Source organism: Streptomyces sp. NPDC005805, assembly GCF_040630445.1.
Classification (GTDB): domain Bacteria; phylum Actinomycetota; class Actinomycetes; order Streptomycetales; family Streptomycetaceae; genus Streptomyces.
This window is the reverse complement of the sequence record NZ_JBEXXN010000006.1, coordinates 116,991-133,986: the sequence shown is the minus strand read 5'-3', so window position 1 is coordinate 133,986 and position 16,996 is coordinate 116,991. Positions and strand designations below refer to the sequence as shown.

At 70.0% G+C, this 16,996-nt stretch carries 14 protein-coding genes; all 14 read right to left on the bottom strand.

The features are described from left to right. Positions 1-76: 76 nt before the first annotated feature. The 14 genes from nuoN to ABZ457_RS05955 all read right to left on the bottom strand — a co-directional run bounded on the left by nuoN (position 77) and on the right by ABZ457_RS05955 (position 16,363). Positions 77-1,732, bottom strand: coding sequence for an NADH-quinone oxidoreductase subunit NuoN (nuoN, locus tag ABZ457_RS06020; protein WP_359154343.1), 1,656 nt, complete (start codon positions 1,730-1,732; stop codon positions 77-79). Further along, positions 1,729-3,300 (bottom strand): NADH-quinone oxidoreductase subunit M, encoded by a 1,572-nt coding sequence (locus ABZ457_RS06015; protein WP_359154341.1) that lies wholly within the window; start codon positions 3,298-3,300, stop codon positions 1,729-1,731. Before ABZ457_RS06015 ends, nuoN begins: the two co-directional genes overlap by 4 nt. Positions 3,301-3,302: 2 nt before the next feature. Continuing rightward, positions 3,303-5,225: an NADH-quinone oxidoreductase subunit L gene (gene nuoL / locus ABZ457_RS06010; RefSeq protein ID WP_359154339.1), complete on the bottom strand. Its 1,923-nt coding sequence runs from the start codon at positions 5,223-5,225 to the stop codon at positions 3,303-3,305. A 15-nt stretch (positions 5,226-5,240) separates the two neighbouring features. After that, positions 5,241-5,540: an NADH-quinone oxidoreductase subunit NuoK gene (nuoK, locus tag ABZ457_RS06005; RefSeq protein ID WP_006347335.1), complete on the bottom strand. Its 300-nt coding sequence runs from the start codon at positions 5,538-5,540 to the stop codon at positions 5,241-5,243. Next, on the bottom strand, positions 5,537-6,439 hold the full coding sequence (locus ABZ457_RS06000) for an NADH-quinone oxidoreductase subunit J (protein ID WP_359154336.1): 903 nt from the start codon (positions 6,437-6,439) through the stop codon (positions 5,537-5,539). The genes nuoK and ABZ457_RS06000 overlap by 4 nt, the downstream gene beginning before the upstream one ends. Further along, positions 6,436-7,080: an NADH-quinone oxidoreductase subunit NuoI gene (gene nuoI, locus ABZ457_RS05995; RefSeq protein ID WP_359154334.1), complete on the bottom strand. Its 645-nt coding sequence runs from the start codon at positions 7,078-7,080 to the stop codon at positions 6,436-6,438. Before nuoI ends, ABZ457_RS06000 begins: the two co-directional genes overlap by 4 nt. After that, entirely contained in the window at positions 7,073-8,470 is a 1,398-nt protein-coding gene (gene nuoH, locus ABZ457_RS05990) for an NADH-quinone oxidoreductase subunit NuoH (protein ID WP_359154331.1), read from the bottom strand. The genes nuoI and nuoH overlap by 8 nt, the downstream gene beginning before the upstream one ends. A 133-nt stretch (positions 8,471-8,603) precedes the next feature. Further along, positions 8,604-11,108, bottom strand: coding sequence for an NADH-quinone oxidoreductase subunit G (locus ABZ457_RS05985; protein ID WP_359154329.1), 2,505 nt, complete (start codon positions 11,106-11,108; stop codon positions 8,604-8,606). Continuing rightward, positions 11,105-12,475: an NADH-quinone oxidoreductase subunit NuoF gene (gene nuoF, locus ABZ457_RS05980; protein WP_359154327.1), complete on the bottom strand. Its 1,371-nt coding sequence runs from the start codon at positions 12,473-12,475 to the stop codon at positions 11,105-11,107. Before nuoF ends, ABZ457_RS05985 begins: the two co-directional genes overlap by 4 nt. After that, positions 12,475-13,380 carry an NADH-quinone oxidoreductase subunit NuoE gene (gene nuoE / locus ABZ457_RS05975; RefSeq protein ID WP_359154325.1) on the bottom strand — a complete coding sequence of 302 codons (906 nt, stop codon included), beginning with the start codon at positions 13,378-13,380 and terminating at the stop codon, positions 12,475-12,477. Before nuoE ends, nuoF begins: the two co-directional genes overlap by 1 nt. Further along, a complete protein-coding gene (locus ABZ457_RS05970; RefSeq protein WP_359154323.1) occupies positions 13,377-14,699 on the bottom strand; it encodes an NADH-quinone oxidoreductase subunit D in 1,323 nt (440 codons plus the stop codon). Before ABZ457_RS05970 ends, nuoE begins: the two co-directional genes overlap by 4 nt. After that, positions 14,699-15,427, bottom strand: a complete 729-nt coding sequence (locus ABZ457_RS05965) for an NADH-quinone oxidoreductase subunit C (RefSeq protein WP_359154321.1) — start codon at positions 15,425-15,427, stop codon at positions 14,699-14,701. Before ABZ457_RS05965 ends, ABZ457_RS05970 begins: the two co-directional genes overlap by 1 nt. Then, entirely contained in the window at positions 15,424-15,978 is a 555-nt protein-coding gene (locus tag ABZ457_RS05960; protein ID WP_006133126.1) for an NADH-quinone oxidoreductase subunit B, read from the bottom strand. The genes ABZ457_RS05965 and ABZ457_RS05960 overlap by 4 nt, the downstream gene beginning before the upstream one ends. Positions 15,979-16,003: 25 nt before the next feature. Further along, a complete protein-coding gene (locus ABZ457_RS05955; protein ID WP_359154318.1) occupies positions 16,004-16,363 on the bottom strand; it encodes an NADH-quinone oxidoreductase subunit A in 360 nt (119 codons plus the stop codon). Positions 16,364-16,996: the final 633 nt, after the last annotated feature.

Genomic DNA, 16,996 nt, shown 5'->3' with positions numbered 1-16,996 from the left:
CGTCGCCGCGCACGCCGGAGGTCCGGCCCCTCCCCCGAGGAGGCGCCGGACCTTCCGCACGTCGCGGACCGTGGAGTCAGCGGACGAACACGCCCGCCTGGCTCGCCAGGTCCAGGAAGTACTGCGGGGCGACGCCGAGGACCAGGGTCACCGCGACGCCCACGCCGATCGTGGTCATCGTCAGCGGGGAGGGCACCGCGACCGTGGGGCCCTCCGGCTTGGGCTCGCTGAAGAACATCAGCACGATGACCCGGATGTAGAAGAACGCGGCGATCGCCGAGGAGATCACACCGACCACGACCAGCGCTCCCGCGCCGCCCTCCGCCGCCGCCTTGAAGACCGCGAACTTCCCGGCGAAGCCCGAGGTCAGCGGGATGCCCGCGAAGGCGAGCAGGAAGACCGCGAAGACCGCGGCGACCAGCGGGGAACGCCGGCCGAGGCCCGCCCACTTGGACAGGTGCGTCGCCTCGCCGCCGGGGTCGCGGACCAGGGTGACGACCGCGAAGGCGCCGATGGTCACGAAGGAGTACGCCAGCAGGTAGAACAGCACCGAGGAGATGCCCTCCGGGTTGGTCGCGATCACACCGGCGAGGATGAACCCCGCGTGCGCGATCGAGGAGTAGGCCAGCAGCCGCTTGATGTCGGTCTGTGTGATGGCCACGATCGCGCCGCCCAGCATGGTGACGATCGCGACGCCCCACATGACCGGCCGCCAGTCCCAGGTCAGGCCCGGCAGCACCACGTACAGCAGGCGCAGCAGCGCGCCGAACGCGGCGACCTTGGTGGCCGCGGCCATGAAGCCGGTGACCGGGGTCGGCGCGCCCTGGTAGACGTCCGGGGTCCACATGTGGAACGGCACCGCGCCCACCTTGAACAGCAGGCCCATCAGGAGCATCGCGCCGCCGATCAGCAGCAGCGCGTCGTTCCCCATGGTGTCGGCGAGGGCCGGGTCGATCCCGGTGACACTGCCGTCGACCACGTCCGCGATCCGGGCGTAGGAGACCGAGCCCGCGTACCCGTAGAGGAGGGCGATGCCGAAGAGGAGGAACGCGGAGGCGAAGGCGCCGAGGAGGAAGTACTTCACCGCGGCCTCCTGCGACATGAGCCGCTTGCGGCGGGCCAGGGCGCAGAGCAGGTACAGCGGGAGGGAGAAGACCTCCAGCGCGATGAAGAGGGTCAGCAGGTCGTTGGCCGCCGGGAAGACCAGCAGGCCCGCGACCGCGAACATCATGATCGGGAAGACCTCGGTGGTGGTGAACCCGGCCTTCACCGCGGCCTTCTCGTGGTCGCTGCCGGGCACCGCGGCGGCCTCGGCGACGAAGGAGTCGACCCGGTTGCCGTGCGTCGAGGGGTCGAGGCGCCGCTCCGCGAAGGTGAAGAGGGCGACCACCGACGACAGCAGGATGGTGCCCTGGAGGAACAGCGCCGGGCCGTCCACCGCGATGGCGCCCATCGCCGCGATGTGCGCCTTGGTCGTGCCGTACCCGCCGGCGGCGAGCGCGACCACCGCCGCGAAGGAGGCGGCGAGCGCGACCACCGCGAGGAACACCTGGGTGTGGTAGCGGGCCCGGCGCGGGACGAACGCCTCGACCAGGATGCCGAGGACGGCCGCGCCGACCACGATCAGCACCGGCGCGAGCTGGGCGTACTCGATGTGCGGGGTGGGGAGCTTGCTCATCGGCTCCACCTCCGCGGCCTGTGTCCACAGGCTGTGGACGACTGCGCTGCTCACTTGGACGCCTCCACCTCGGGCCGGGGGTCCTTCTTCTGTACATCGGACATCGTGTGCTCCACGGCCGGGTTGACGATCTCGGTGACCGGCTTCGGGAACACGCCGAGGAAGATCAGCAGCGCGATCAGCGGTGCCACCACGGCCAGTTCACGTGCCTTGAGGTCCGGCATCCCCTGGACCTCGGCCTTCACCGGGCCCGTCATGGTGCGCTGGTAGAGCACCAGGGTGTAGAGCGCGGCGAGGACGATGCCGGAGGTCGCGATGATCCCGGCCACCGGGTAGACGGAGAAGGTGCCGACCAGGACCAGGAACTCGCTGACGAACGGGGCGAGTCCGGGCAGCGACAGGGTCGCCAGACCGCCGATCAGGAAGGTGCCGGCCAGGACCGGGGCCACCTTCTGCACCCCGCCGTAGTCGGCGATGAGCCGGGAGCCGCGCCGAGAGATCAGGAAGCCGGCCACCAGCATCAGGGCCGCGGTGGAGATGCCGTGGTTGACCATGTAGAGCGTGGCGCCCGACTGGCCCTGGCTGGTCATCGCGAAGATGCCCAGGATGATGAAGCCGAAGTGGGAGATGGACGCATAGGCGACCAGGCGCTTGATGTCCCGCTGGCCGACCGCCAGCAGGGCGCCGTACACGATGCTGACCAGCGCCAGCACGATGATCGCCGGGGTGGCCCACTTGGACGCCTCCGGGAAGAGCTGGAGGCAGAAGCGGAGCATCGCGAAGGTGCCCACCTTGTCGACCACCGCGGTGATCAGCACGGCGACCGGGGCGGTCGCCTCCCCCATCGCGTTCGGCAGCCAGGTGTGCAGCGGCCAGAGCGGGGCCTTCACCGCGAAGGCGAAGAAGAAGCCCAGGAAGAGCAGCCGTTCGGTGTTGGTCGCCATCTCGAACTGCCCGCTCGCGCGGGCCTCGGCGATCTCGGTGAGCGAGAAGCTGCCCGCGACCACGTACAGCCCGATGACGGCGGCCAGCATGATCAGGCCGCCGACCAGGTTGTAGAGGAGGAACTTGACCGCCGCGTACGACCGCTGGGCCGCCGCCTTCTCGTCGCTGCCCGCGTGGGCGCGGTCGCCGAAGCCGCCGATGAGGAAGTACATCGGGATCAGCATGGCTTCGAACAGGATGTAGAAGAGGAAGACGTCGGTGGCCTCGAAGGAGAGGATCACCATCGCCTCGACCATGAGGATCAGGGCGAAGAAGCCCTGGGTCGGACGCCACCGCTTGGAGGTGGTTTCCATGGGATCGGCGTCGTTCCAGCCGGCCACGATCACGAACGGGATCAGCAGCGCGGTCAGCGCCACCATCACCACGCCGATGCCGTCGACGCCGAGTTCGTAGCGGACGCCGAAGTCGGCGATCCAGGCGTGCGACTCGGTGAGCTGGTAGCGGGCGCCCCCGGGCTCGAAGCGGACCAGCACGATCGCCGCGAGGACCAGGGTGGCCAGGGAGAACAGCAGGGCCAGCCACTTGGCGGCGGTGCGCCGGCCGGCGGGCACCGCCGCGGTGGCGATGGCGCCGACCGCGGGCAGGACCGCCGTGGCGGTCAGGATCGGGAAGGACATCGTCAGACCGCCCTCATCAGCAGGGTCGCGGCGATGAGGACCGCCGCACCGCCGAACATCGAGACCGCGTAGGTGCGGGCGTAGCCGTTCTGCAGCCTGCGCAGCCGGCCGGAGAGCCCGCCGAAGCCGGCGGCCGTGCCGTTGACCACTCCGTCGACCAGGGTGTGGTCGACGTACACCAGGGACCGGGTGAGGTGTTCGCCACCGCGGACCAGGACCACATGGTTGACGTCGTCCTGGTAGAGGTCGCGGCGGGCGGCCCGGGTGAGCAGGGAGCCGCGCGGCGCGGTGACCGGCACCGGCCCGCGCCCGTACATCGCCCAGGCGATCGCGGCGCCGATCAGCAGCACGACGACCGTGGAAGCGGTGATGGCGGGGACGCTGATCACCGGGTGCGGGTGCTCGAACTGGGTCACCGGGGCGAGCCAGTTGGCGAAACGGTCGCCGATGGCGAGGAAGCCGCCCGCGAAGACCGAGCCGAAGGCGAGCACGATCATCGGGATGGTCATGGACTTCGGGGACTCGTGCGGGTGGGGCTCATGGCCTTCCCCCGCGGCGGAGCCGCTTTCGGACGCTGTCGGCTGCCAGCGCTTCTCACCGAAGAAGGTCATGATCATCACGCGGGTCATGTAGAACGCGGTGATCCCGGCGCCGAGCAGGGCCACCCCGCCGAAGATCCAGCCGCGGATGCCGTCGTCGTAGGCGAAGGCCGCCTCGATGATCTTGTCCTTGGACCAGAAGCCGGAGAGCCCGGGGAAGCCGATGATCGCCAGATAGCCGAGGCCGAAGGTGACGAAGGTGATCGGCATGTATTTCCGCAGGCCGCCGTACTTGCGCATGTCGACCTCGTCGTTCATGCCGTGCATCACGGAGCCCGCGCCGAGGAAGAGCCCGGCCTTGAAGAAGCCGTGCGTCACCAGGTGCATGATCGCGAAGGCGTAGCCGATCGGGCCGAGGCCCGCGGCCAGCACCATGTACCCGATCTGCGACATCGTCGAGCCGGCCAGCGCCTTCTTGATGTCGTCCTTGGCGCAACCGACGATCGCACCGAAGAGGAGGGTGACGGCACCGACGATCACGACCGCGAGCTGGGCGTCCGGCGCCGCGTTGAAGATCGCGCCGGAGCGGACGATCAGATAGACGCCGGCGGTCACCATCGTGGCCGCGTGGATCAGGGCCGAGACCGGGGTCGGGCCCTCCATCGCGTCCCCCAGCCAGGACTGGAGCGGCACCTGGGCCGACTTGCCGCAGGCCGCGAGGAGGAGCATCAGGCCGATCGCGGTGAGGGTGCCCTCGGAGGTCTCGCCCACCGCGCCGAGGACCGGGCCGAAGGCGAAGGTGCCGAAGGTGGTGAACATCAGCATGATCGCGATGGAGAGGCCGATGTCACCGACGCGGTTGACCAGGAACGCCTTCTTCGCGGCCGTGGCCGCACTGGGCTTGTGCTGCCAGAAGCCGATGAGCAGGTACGAGGCGAGGCCCACACCCTCCCAGCCAACGTACAGCAGCAGGTAGTTGTCGGCGATGACCAGGACGAGCATCGCCGCGAGGAACAGGTTCAGATAGCCGAAGAAGCGGCGGCGCCGCTCGTCGTGCTCCATGTACCCGATGGAGTAGACGTGGATCAGGGTGCCGACGCCCGTGATCAGCAGCACGAAGGTCATCGACAGCTGGTCGAGCTGGAAGGCGATGTCGGCCTGGAAGCCCTCCACCGGAATCCAGCTGAACAGGGTGCTGTGCAGGGCGCGGTCGTCGGCGTCCTTGCCGAGCATGTCGGCGAAGAGCACCACGCCGAGGACGAAGGACGCGGCGGCGAGCGCCGTGCCGATCCAGTGGCCGGTCTTGTCGAGGCGGCGGCCGCCGCAGAGCAGCACCGCCGCTCCGAGCAGGGGCGCCGCGACGAGCAGCGCGATCAGGTTCTCCACGATTCGTCCGTCCCCTTACAGCTTCATCAGGCTGGCGTCGTCGACCGAGGCCGAGTGGCGGGAGCGGAAGAGCGACACGATGATCGCGAGTCCGACCACGACCTCCGCCGCGGCGACCACCATCGTGAAGAACGCGATGATCTGGCCGTCGAGGTTGCCGTGCATCCGGGAGAAGGCCACCAGCGAGAGGTTGCAGGCGTTGAGCATCAGCTCGATGCACATGAAGACGACGATGGCGTTCCGCCGGATCAGCACGCCGGCCGCGCCGATGGTGAACAGCAGCGCCGCCAGATACAGGTAGTTGACCGGATTCACCGCGTGGCCTCCTGTCCGTCCCGGTCCTGCGTGCCCCGGTCACGGCCGAGGCGCTCCTCGGACCGCTGCTCCAGGGCCTTGAGGTCGTCCAGCGCCTCGCCCGACACGTCCCGGATCTGGCCGCGTTCGCGGAGCGTCGCGCTGACCGTGAGCTCGGAGGGGGTGCCGTCGGGCAGCAGCCCGGCGATGTCCACCGCGTTGTGCCGGGCGTAGACGCCGGGGGCGGGGAGCGGCGGCAGGTGCTTGCCCTCGCGGACGCGCTGCTCGGCGAGTTCGCGCTGGGTGCGGGCCCGCTCGATGCGCTCCCGGTGGGTGAGGACCATCGCGCCGACCGAGGCGGTGATGAGGAGCGCGCCGGTGATCTCGAAGGCGAAGACGTACTTGGTGAAGATCAGCGCGGCGAGGCCCTCGACATTGCCCCCGCGGGCCGCGTTGGCGGCGCCGAGGCCGTTGAAGTTCCGCAGGGAGGCGTTGGCGATGCCGGCGATCAGCAGGGTGCCGAAGCCGAGACCGCACAGGACGGCCAGCCAGCGCTGCCCCTTGAGGGTCTCGTTCAGCGAGTCGGCCGCGGTGACGCCGACCAGCATCACCACGAAGAGGAAGAGCATCATGATCGCGCCGGTGTAGACGACGATCTGCACGACGCCCAGGAAGTAGGCGCCGTTGGCCAGGTAGAACACCGCGAGGATGATCATGGTCCCGGCGAGGCAGAGGGCGCTGTGCACCGCCCGCCGCATCAGGATGGTGCACAGGGCACCGATCACCGCGACCGTGCCGAGGATCCAGAACTGGACGGCCTCGCCGGTGGAGGTGGCCGAGGCCGCCAGGACGGCGGAGACCTCGGGGCCGGCGGTGCCGAGGACGGCCTCGCCGGCGCGGGAGGCGAGGGAGGTGCTCATGCGCCGATCACCTTCCCCGAGGCGGGCTCGTCCTCGCCGAAGGTGGACTCGCCCTCCTGGACCTTCTCCCCCTCGGACTCCCCCTCGGAGGTGGGGGTCTGGCGGACCGTGCCGGGCGCGGCCTCGGTGACCAGGCCCCGGTAGTAGTCCTGTTCGTCGGTGCCGGGGAAGATCGCGTGCGGGGAGTCGACCATGCCCTCGTCCAGACCGGCGAGCAGCTGCTCCTTGGTGTAGATGAGGTTCTCCCGGCTGCTGTCGGCCAGTTCGAACTCGTTGGTCATGGTCAGCGCGCGGGTGGGGCACGCCTCGATGCACAGACCGCACAGGATGCAGCGGGCGTAGTTGATCTGGTAGACGCGGCCGTACCGCTCGCCCGGCGAGTAGCGCTCCTCGTCGGTGTTGTCCGCGCCCTCCACATAGATCGCGTCGGCCGGACAGGCCCAGGCGCACAGCTCGCAGCCGACGCACTTCTCTAGGCCGTCCGGGTGGCGGTTGAGCTGGTGCCGGCCGTGGAAGCGCGGGGCCGTGACCTTGGGCTGCTCCGGGTACTGCTCGGTCAGCCGCTTCTTGAACATGGCCTTGAAGGTCACGCCGAAGCCGGCGACCGGGTTCTGGAACGAGCGCTCGGATTCCTCAGACACCGTCAGCCTCCTTTCCGTCCTGAGGGCCATCACTGTCAGTATTGGGTCCACCACTGACAATCAGTTCGCGGTCCCGGCGCGGGCGCCTGCGCGGCACCGGCGGCAACTCCTGTCCGGGCAGCGGCGGTACGGGGAATCCGCCCGCCATCGGGTCGAACGGGCCGTCCTCCGGCCGCTCGGCCTCCGCCCGTTTGCCCTTGCGGTCCCGGAAGACGTCCGCGACCAGGGACAGCAGCAGGACCGCGATCACGGCTCCGGCGACATAGAGCACGATCTGCTGGAAGTCGTAGTTCTCGTTCCGCAGGGCGCGCACGGTGGCGACCAGCATCAGCCACACCACGCTGACCGGGATGAGGACCTTCCAGCCGAGCTTCATCAGCTGGTCGTAGCGGACCCGCGGCAGGGTGCCCCGCAGCCAGATGAAGAAGAAGAGCAGCAACTGCACCTTGAGGACGAACCAGAGCATCGGCCACCAGCCGTGGTTCGCGCCCTCCCAGAAGGTGGAGACCGGGTACGGGGCCCGCCAGCCGCCGAGGAACAGGGTCACGGCGACCGCGGAGACGGTCACCATGTTGATGTACTCGGCCAGCATGAACATCGCGAACTTGATCGAGCTGTACTCGGTGTTGAAGCCGCCGACGAGGTCGCCCTCGGACTCCGGCATGTCGAACGGGGCCCGGTTGACCTCGCCGACCATGGTGACCACGTAGATGATGAAGGACACCGGCAGCAGCAGCACGAACCAGCGGTCCGCCTGGGCCTCCACGATCGCCGAGGTCGACATCGACCCGGAGTAGAGGAAGACCGAGGCGAACGCGGCGCCCATCGCGATCTCATAGGAGATCATCTGCGCGCAGGAGCGCAGCCCGCCCAGCAGCGGGTACGTCGAGCCGGAGGACCAGCCCGCGAGCACCATGCCGTAGATGCCGACCGAGGCGACGGCCAGGATGTACAGCATCGCGATCGGCAGGTCGGTGAGCTGCATCGTGGTGCGCTGACCGAAGATCGAGACCTCGTTGCCCGCCGGGCCGAACGGGATCACGGCGATCGCCATGAACGCCGGGATCGCCGCCACGATCGGCGCGAGGACGTAGACCACCTTGTCCGCGCGCTTGACGATCACGTCCTCCTTGAGCATCAGCTTGATGCCGTCGGCGAGCGACTGGAGGAGCCCCCAGGGGCCGTGCCGGTTGGGGCCGATGCGCAGCTGCATCCAGGCGATGACCTTGCGCTCCCAGACGATGGAGAACAGCACGGTCACCATCAGGAACGCGAAGCAGAACACCGCCTTGACGACGACGAGCCACCACGGGTCCCGCCCGAACATCGACAGGTCCTCCAGGGCGAGGACGCTGCGCTGGGCTTCGGCGGCATGGGCCAGCATGGTCATGCGCGCACCTCCGGTGCGGGGGTGGCCGGTCCGGCGGCCGGCGGGACGTCAGGGAACTCGGGCTCTGCCCCGGGCCGCGCGGCGCACGCCCCGGCGGTGCGGGCGGCGCACGCCTCTGCGGTGCGGGCGGCGGTCATGACCGCACCTCCCCGGAGGCCGCCGCGCCGACCGCCGAGGGCGCGATCCGCACCAGCTCGCCCGGCCGGGCGCCGGTGTCCGAAAGGACGCCGTCGCCCGCGGAGTTGAGCGGCAGCCACACCACCCGGTCGGGCATCGCCGTGACCCGGAGCAGCAGCCGGACGGCACCGGCCGGTCCGGAGACCTCCAGCTCGTCGCCGTCCTTCACCCCGGTCTCGGCGGCCGTGACCGCCGACAGCCGGGCGACCGCCGCGTGCCGGGTGCCGGCCAGCGCCTCGTCGCCCTGCTGGAGCAGGCCCTGGTCGAGCAGGAGCCGGTGGCCGGCGAGGACGGCCTCGCCCTCACCGGGCCGCGGCAGCGGGCGCGCGGACTCGGCGGGCGCCTCGGCCCGGGGGCCGTCCCAGCGGCCGAAGCGGTCCATCTCGGCGCGTACGGCCTTCAGGTCGGGCAGCGCGAAGTGCACGTCGAGCATGTCGGCGAGCATGTGCAGCACCCGGGCGTCGGACGGCGCCAGCCGCCGGGTCATCTGCTCGGGCTTGAGCGCGGCCTCGAACATCCGCACCCTGCCCTCCCAGTTGAGGAAGGTGCCGGCCTTCTCCGCGACGGCGGCGACCGGGAAGACGACGTCCGCCCGCTCGGTCACCTCGCTCGGCCGCAGCTCCAGCGAGACCAGGAAGCCGACCGCGTCCAGCGCCTCGCGGGCCCCGGCCGGGTCCGGCAGGTCCCGCGGCTCGACACCGGCGACGACCAGCGCGCCGATCTCTCCGGTGGCCGCGGCCCGCAGGATCTGGCCGGTGTCCCGGCCGTAGCCGTGCGGCAGTTCGCGGACCCGCCACACCTGCGCGGTCTCCTCACGGGCCCGCGGGTCGGTGGCCGGGCGGCCGCCCGGCAGCAGGGAGGGCAGGGCCCCCGCCTCCACCGCGCCCCGGTCGCCGGAGCGGCGCGGGATCCACACCGGCCGGGCGCCGGTGGCGGCGGCGGTGCGCAGGACGGCGGTCAGCGCGCCGGGCACGCCCGCGAGGCGTTCGCCGACGACGATCACCGCGCCCTCGGTGCGCAGCGCCTCGGCGGCCGCCGCGCCGTCCTCGTCCAGTCCGGTGCCGGAGGCGAGGGCGTCCAGCCACTCGGTCTCGGTGCCGGGGGCGGCGGGCAGCAGGGTGCCGCCGGCCTTGGTGAGGCCGCGGGTGGCGTGGGTGGCGAGGGCGAAGGTGCGCAGGCCGTGCTTGCGGTGGGCCTTGCGCAGCCGCAGGAAGACGCCGGGGGCCTCCTCCTCGGACTCGAACCCGGCGAGCAGGACCGCCGGGGCGGCCTCCAGCTCCGTGTAGGTGACCCCGGTGCCGGACAGGTCCCGGCCGAGGCCCGCCACGGCGGCGGCCAGGAAGTCGGCCTCCTCGGCGGAGTGGACCCGGGCCCGGAAGTCGATGTCATTGGTGTCCAGGGCGACCCGGGCGAACTTGGCGTAGGCGTAGGAGTCCTCGACGGTCAGCCGGCCGCCGGTCAGCACGCCCGCGCGGCCGCGCGCCGCGCGCAGCCCCTCGGCCGCGGCTTCCAGGGCCTCCGGCCAGCTCGCCGGCTCAAGGACGCCGTCGGCGCCCCGGACCAGCGGGGTGGTGAGGCGGTCGCGCTGCTGGGCGTAGCGGAAGCCGAAGCGCCCCTTGTCGCACATCCACTCCTCGTTGACCTCCGGGTCCTCGGCGGCCAGGCGACGCATGACCTTGCCGCGTCGGTGGTCGGTGCGGGTGGCGCAGCCGCCGGAGCAGTGCTCGCACACGGACGGCGAGGACACCAGGTCGAAGGGCCGGGAGCGGAACCGGTACGCGGCCGAGGTCAGCGCGCCCACCGGGCAGATCTGGATGGTGTTGCCGGAGAAGTACGACGCGAAGGGGTCGCCCTCGCCGGTGCCGACCTGCTGGAGGGCGCCGCGCTCGATCAGCTCGATCATCGGGTCGCCGGCGACCTGGTTGGAGAAGCGGGTGCAGCGTGCGCAGAGCACACAGCGTTCGCGGTCCAGGAGCACCTGGGTGGAGATCGGGACGGGCTTCTCGTAGGTCCGCTTCCGCCCCTCGAAGCGGGACTCGGCCTGGCCGTGCGAGACGGCCTGGTTCTGCAGGGGGCACTCGCCGCCCTTGTCGCAGACCGGGCAGTCCAGCGGGTGGTTGATCAGCAGCAGCTCCATCACGCCCTGCTGCGCCTTCTCGGCGACGGGTGAGGTGAGCTGGGAGCGGACCACCATGCCGTCGGTGCAGGTGATGGTGCAGGAGGCCATCGGCTTGCGCTGGCCCTCCACCTCGACGATGCACTGGCGGCAGGCGCCGGCCGGGTCGAGCAGCGGGTGGTCGCAGAAGCGGGGGATCTCGATGCCGAGCTGCTCGGCGGCGCGGATGACCAGCGTCCCCTTGGGGACGGAGATCTCGATGCCGTCGATCGTCAGCGTGACGAGGTCCTCCGGGGGTACGGCGGCCTGTCCGCCGCCGGAGGGCGCGCCGGTCGTGACGGTCATGCGGTCACCTCCGAGGGGGAGTCGGCCCAGGCCGTGGACTTCGCCGGGTCGAAGGGGCAGCCCTTGCCCGTGATGTGCTGCTCGTACTCCTCGCGGAAGTACGTGAGCGAGGAGAAGATCGGCGAGGCGGCGCCGTCGCCGAGGGCGCAGAACGACTTGCCGTTGATGTTGTCGGCGATGTCGCCCAGCTTGTCGAGGTCGGACATCACGCCCTTGCCGGCCTCGATGTCGCGGAGCAACTGGACGAGCCAGTAGGTGCCTTCGCGGCAGGGGGTGCACTTGCCGCAGGACTCGTGGGCGTAGAACTCGGTCCAGCGGGTGACGGCCCGCACCACGCAGGTGGTCTCGTCGAAGCACTGGAGGGCCTTGGTGCCCAGCATGGAGCCGGCCGCGCCGACGCCCTCGTAGTCGAGGGGGACGTCCAGGTGCTCGTCGGTGAACATCGGGGTGGAGGAGCCGCCCGGGGTCCAGAACTTGAGGCGGTGGCCGGGCCGCATGCCGCCGCTCATGTCGAGGAGCTGGCGCAGGGTGATGCCGAGGGGGGCCTCGTACTGGCCGGGTCCGGCGACATGGCCGCTGAGCGAGTAGAGCGTGAAGCCCGGGGACTTCTCGCTGCCCATGGACTTGAACCAGTCCTTGCCCTTGTTGAGGATCGCGGGAACCGAGGCGATGGACTCGACGTTGTTCACCACGGTGGGGCACGCGTACAGACCGGCGACCGCGGGGAAGGGGGGCCGCAGCCGGGGCTGGCCGCGCCGTCCCTCCAGGGAGTCGAGGAGGGCCGTCTCCTCACCGCAGATGTAGGCGCCCGCGCCCGCGTGCACGGTGAGTTCGACGTCCAGCCCGCTGCCGAGGACGTCCTTGCCGAGGTAGCCGGCCTCGTACGCCTCGCGGACGGCCTCGTGCAGCCTGCGCAGCACGGGCACGACCTCGCCGCGCAGATAGATGAAGGCATGGCTGGAGCGGATCGCGTAGCAGGCGATCACGATGCCCTCGATGAGGGAGTGCGGGTTGGCGAAGAGGAGCGGGATGTCCTTGCAGGTCCCGGGTTCCGACTCGTCGGCGTTGACCACGAGGTAGTGGGGCTTGCCGTCGCCCTGCGGGATGAACTGCCACTTCATCCCGGTGGGGAAGCCCGCGCCGCCGCGGCCGCGCAGGCCGGAGTCCTTGACGTAGGCGATCAGGTCGTCGGGGGTCATGGCGAGGGCCTTGCGCAGGCCCTCGTAGCCCTCGTGCCTGCGGTAGGTCTCCAGGGTCCAGGAATCCGGCTGGTCCCAGAAGGCCGTCAGGACGGGGGCGAGCAGCTTCTCTGCGCTGGCTCCGCCGCCGGCCTCCGGCCTGCCCCCGTACTCGGTGGACACGGTCATCACTCCCCCTCCTCGGCGACGGGTCCGGCCGGGTTCTCCGGGTCGGAGGCCGAGGTCTTGATCTGGTCCGGTGTCCCGGAGGGACTCGTTGAGGGGCGGTGGTCGGGCGACGGGTGGGCATCGTGCGAGCTGAGGTGCTCGGAGCCGGGCTGCGGGCGGTCCTGGGGCGCGGCGGTCCGGCCCCGGGGGGCCTCGCCGCGCGGGTGGACGACGCGGGCGGGGACGGCCTCGCCGCGCGCCAGGCGGAGTCCGATGAGGGAGGCGGGGCCCGCGCCGCCGGTGGCCTCGACCGCGCCGGGGCGCTCGTCGGGGAAGCCGGCCAGGATGCGGGAGGTCTCCTTGTATCCGCAGAGCGGGGCGCCGCGGGTGGGGCGGACCTCCTCGCCGGCCCGCAGGTCGTCGACGAGCCGCTTCGCGGACTCGGGCGTCTGGTTGTCGAAGAACTCCCAGTTGACCATCACCACGGGCGCGAAGTCGCAGGCCGCGTTGCACTCGATGTGCTCCAGCGTGACCTTGCCGTCCTCGGTGGTCTCGTTGTTGCCGACGCCGAGGTGCTCCTTGAGCTCCTCGAAGATCGCGTCGCCGCCCATGACCGCGCAGAGGGTGTTGGTGCAGACGCCGACCTGGTACTCGCCGGAGGGCTTGCGCCGGTACATGGAGTAGAAGGTGGCGACGGCGGTGACCTCGGCGGTGGTCAGGTCCAGCATCTCCGCGCAGAAGCGCATACCGGTGCGGGAGACGTACCCCTCCTCCGACTGCACCAGGTGCAGCAGCGGCAGCAGCGCGGAGCGCGAGCCGGGGTAGCGGGCGATGACCTCCTTGGCGTCCGCCTCCAGCCGGGCGCGCACATCGGCCGGGTAGTCCGGTGCGGGCAGTTGCGGCATGCCCAGCGATACGTCCGTCATCGGTCGACGCCTCCCATCACGGGGTCGATGGACGCGACGGCGACGATCACGTCGGCGACCTGGCCGCCTTCGCACATGGCCGCCATGGCCTGGAGATTGGTGAACGAGGGGTCCCGGAAGTGGACCCGGAAGGGCCGGGTGCCGCCGTCGGAGACGACGTGCACGCCCAGTTCGCCCTTGGGGGACTCGACCGCGGCGTAGGTCTGCCCGGCCGGTACCCGGAAGCCCTCGGTGACCAGCTTGAAGTGGTGGATCAGGGCCTCCATCGAGGTGCCCATGATCTTCTTGATGTGGTCGAGGGAGTTACCGAGGCCGTCGGGGCCGAGCGCGAGCTGGGCCGGCCAGGCGATCTTCTTGTCCGCGACCATCACCGGACCGGGCTCCAGCCGGTCGAGGCACTGCTCGACGATCCGCAGCGACTGGCGCATCTCCTCCAGCCGGATCAGGAACCGGCCGTAGGAGTCGCAGGTGTCGGCGGTCGGGACCTCGAAGTCGTAGGTCTCGTAGCCGCAGTACGGGTCGGTCTTGCGCAGGTCGTGCGGGAGGCCCGCGGAGCGCAGGATCGGTCCGGTGGCGCCCAGCGCCATGCAGCCGGTGAGGTCCAGGTACCCGATGTCCTGCATCCGGGCCTTGAAGATCGGGTTGCCGGTGGCGAGCTTGTCGTACTCCGGCAGGTTCTTCTTCATGGTCTTCACGAACTCGCGGAGCTGGTCGACCGCGCCCGGGGGCAGGTCCTGGGCGAGTCCGCCCGGCCGGATGTACGCGTGGTTCATGCGCAGTCCGGTGATCAGCTCGAAGATGTCGAGAATCAGTTCACGATCACGGAAGCCGTAGATCATGATCGTGGTCGCGCCCAGCTCCATGCCGCCCGTGGCGATGCACACCAGGTGCGAGGAGAGCCGGTTGAGCTCCATCAGCAGGACGCGGATGACGTCCGCCCGGTCGGGGATCTGGTCCTCGATGCCGAGCAGCCGCTCGACGCCGAGGCAGTACGCCGTCTCGTTGAAGAACGGCGTCAGGTAGTCCATGCGCGTCACGAAGGTGGTGCCCTGCGTCCACGTCCGGTACTCGAGGTTCTTCTCGATGCCGGTGTGCAGGTAGCCGATGCCGCAGCGGGCCTCGGTGACGGTCTCGCCCTCGATCTCCAGGATCAGGCGGAGCACACCGTGGGTGGAGGGGTGCTGCGGGCCCATGTTGACGACGATCCGCTCGTCGTCCGCCTTCGCCGCGGACTGGACGACCTCGTCCCAGTCCCCGCCGGTGACCGTGTAGACGGTCCCTTCGGTGGTCTCGCGGGAGGATGCTTCCGAGGTGCTCATCAGCTGTACGACCTCCGCTGGTCGGGAGCCGGGATCTGGGCGCCCTTGTACTCGACGGGGATGCCGCCGAGGGGGTAGTCCTTGCGCTGCGGGAAGCCCTGCCAGTCGTCCGGCATCATGATCCGGGTGAGGGCGGGGTGGCCGTCGAAGACCAGGCCGAAGAAGTCGTAGGTCTCCCGCTCGTGCCAGTCGTTGGTCGGGTAGACCGCGACCAGGGACGGGATGTGCGGGTCCCGGTCGGGGGCGGAGACCTCCAGCCGGATCAGCCGGCCGTGGGTGAGCGAGCGCAGGTGGTAGACGGCGTGCAGCTCGCGGCCCTTGTCGTGCGGGTAGTGGACACCGCTGACGCCGGTGCACAGCTCGAAGCGGAGGGCCGGGTCGTCGCGCAGGGTGCGGGCGACGGTGAGCAGGTGCTCGCGCGCGATGTGGAAGGTGAGTTCGCCGCGGTCGACGACCGTCTTCTCGATGGCGTTCTCCGGGAGGAGGTCCTGCTCCTCCAGGGCGCCCTCCAGCTCGTCGGCGACCTCGTCGAACCAGCCGCCGTAGGGCCGGCTCGCCGGCCCGGGCAGGCGCACGGAGCGGGTCAACCCGCCGTAGCCGGACGTGTCCCCTCCGTCGCCGGCGCCGAACATGCCGCGCTGGACGCGGATCTCCTCGCCGTGCTCGCCGCGCTGGCCGGGGAGGTTCTGCTCGGAGAGTTCCTTCTCGGGGTTCGGCTCGTCGCTCATCGCAGCAGCCCCTTCATCTCGATCGTGGGGAGGGCCTTGAGCGCCGCCTCCTCCGCCTCGCGGGCCGCCTCCTCCGCGTTCACGCCGAGCTTGGAGGACTGGATCTTCTGGTGGAGCTTGAGGATCGCGTCCATCAGCATCTCGGGGCGCGGCGGGCAGCCGGGCAGGTAGATGTCGACGGGGACGACGTGGTCGACGCCCTGGACGATCGCGTAGTTGTTGAACATGCCGCCCGAGGACGCGCAGACGCCCATGGAGATGACCCACTTGGGGTTCGGCATCTGGTCGTAGACCTGGCGCAGGACGGGTGCCATCTTCTGGCTGACCCGGCCGGCCACGATCATCAGGTCCGCCTGGCGCGGTGATCCGCGGAAGACCTCCATCCCGAACCGGGCCAGGTCGTACCGTCCGGCGCCGGTGGTCATCATCTCGATCGCGCAGCAGGCGAGGCCGAAGGTGGCCGGGAAGACGGACGACTTGCGCACCCATCCCGCGGCCTGTTCGACGGTGGTCAGCAGAAAGCCGCTCGGCAGCTTCTCTTCGAGTCCCATGGGAGTGCCCCTTCGTCCCGTCCCGCTAGTCCCATTCCAGACCGCCGCGGCGCCACACATACGCGTAGGCGACGAAGACGGTGAGCACGAAGAGCAGCATCTCCACGAGCCCGAAGATCCCCAGGACGTCGAAGCTGACGGCCCAGGGATAGAGGAAGACGATCTCGATATCGAAAATGATGAAGAGCATCGCCGTCAGGTAGTACTTGATCGGGAAGCGGCCGCCTCCGGTCGGCACCGGCGTCGGCTCGATGCCGCACTCGTAGGCTTCAAGTTTCGCCCTGTTGTACCGCTTTGGGCCGATAAGCGTGGCCATGACCACGGAGAAGATCGCAAACCCTGCCCCGAGGGCGCCGAGCACAAGGATGGGCGCGTACGCATTCACCCTCCTCGCTCCTTCCAGTCGTCCTTGACCGTTGGACCGCACCGGGCAACCGCGTCGCCGCCTCGAAGATCGTGTACATGTGAGGCAGTTCACAAGCCCGACTGCCCCGCATCCTATGCCTGTCGGTCTGTGATCTGCGACACGGGGTCCGGCATCGAGTTTGTGATCTCCACCACCCGACGAAGGATCATGAAGCCACCGGAGCGGTGATCTTCGCACACGAAGCTCACGGATGATCACCAGACGTGACATCCGGTGGCGTTACCGCTGGTCGGGGCGGTTTCGCCACTATCAAGGGGTGGGCCGCGCAGGCAAATTGGCGGTGGACGGGGCGCCGGTGATAAGGAAGGCGACCCTCACTCGACCGTGGGACGAAGCGGACGCCGGTGGACGCGTGCACGCATTCACGAGCCCCTGCCCGATCCGGCCTTCATCATTTTGTGACCTGCGCCACTCGCTGGAGAGTTCAACAAAAGCGGGCTTGGCCAACGGTCGGCGCCGGTGGTAGGCCTCCGGCAATTCGGACCTTTTATTCAAAGCCCATGATCACAGCTCTGATCACTTGCGTCCGTTTTGCCCGATACGGCGTCAATAAAGGCCGGGCGGGAGCGGATTCACAGGTTCCGGTCGAAA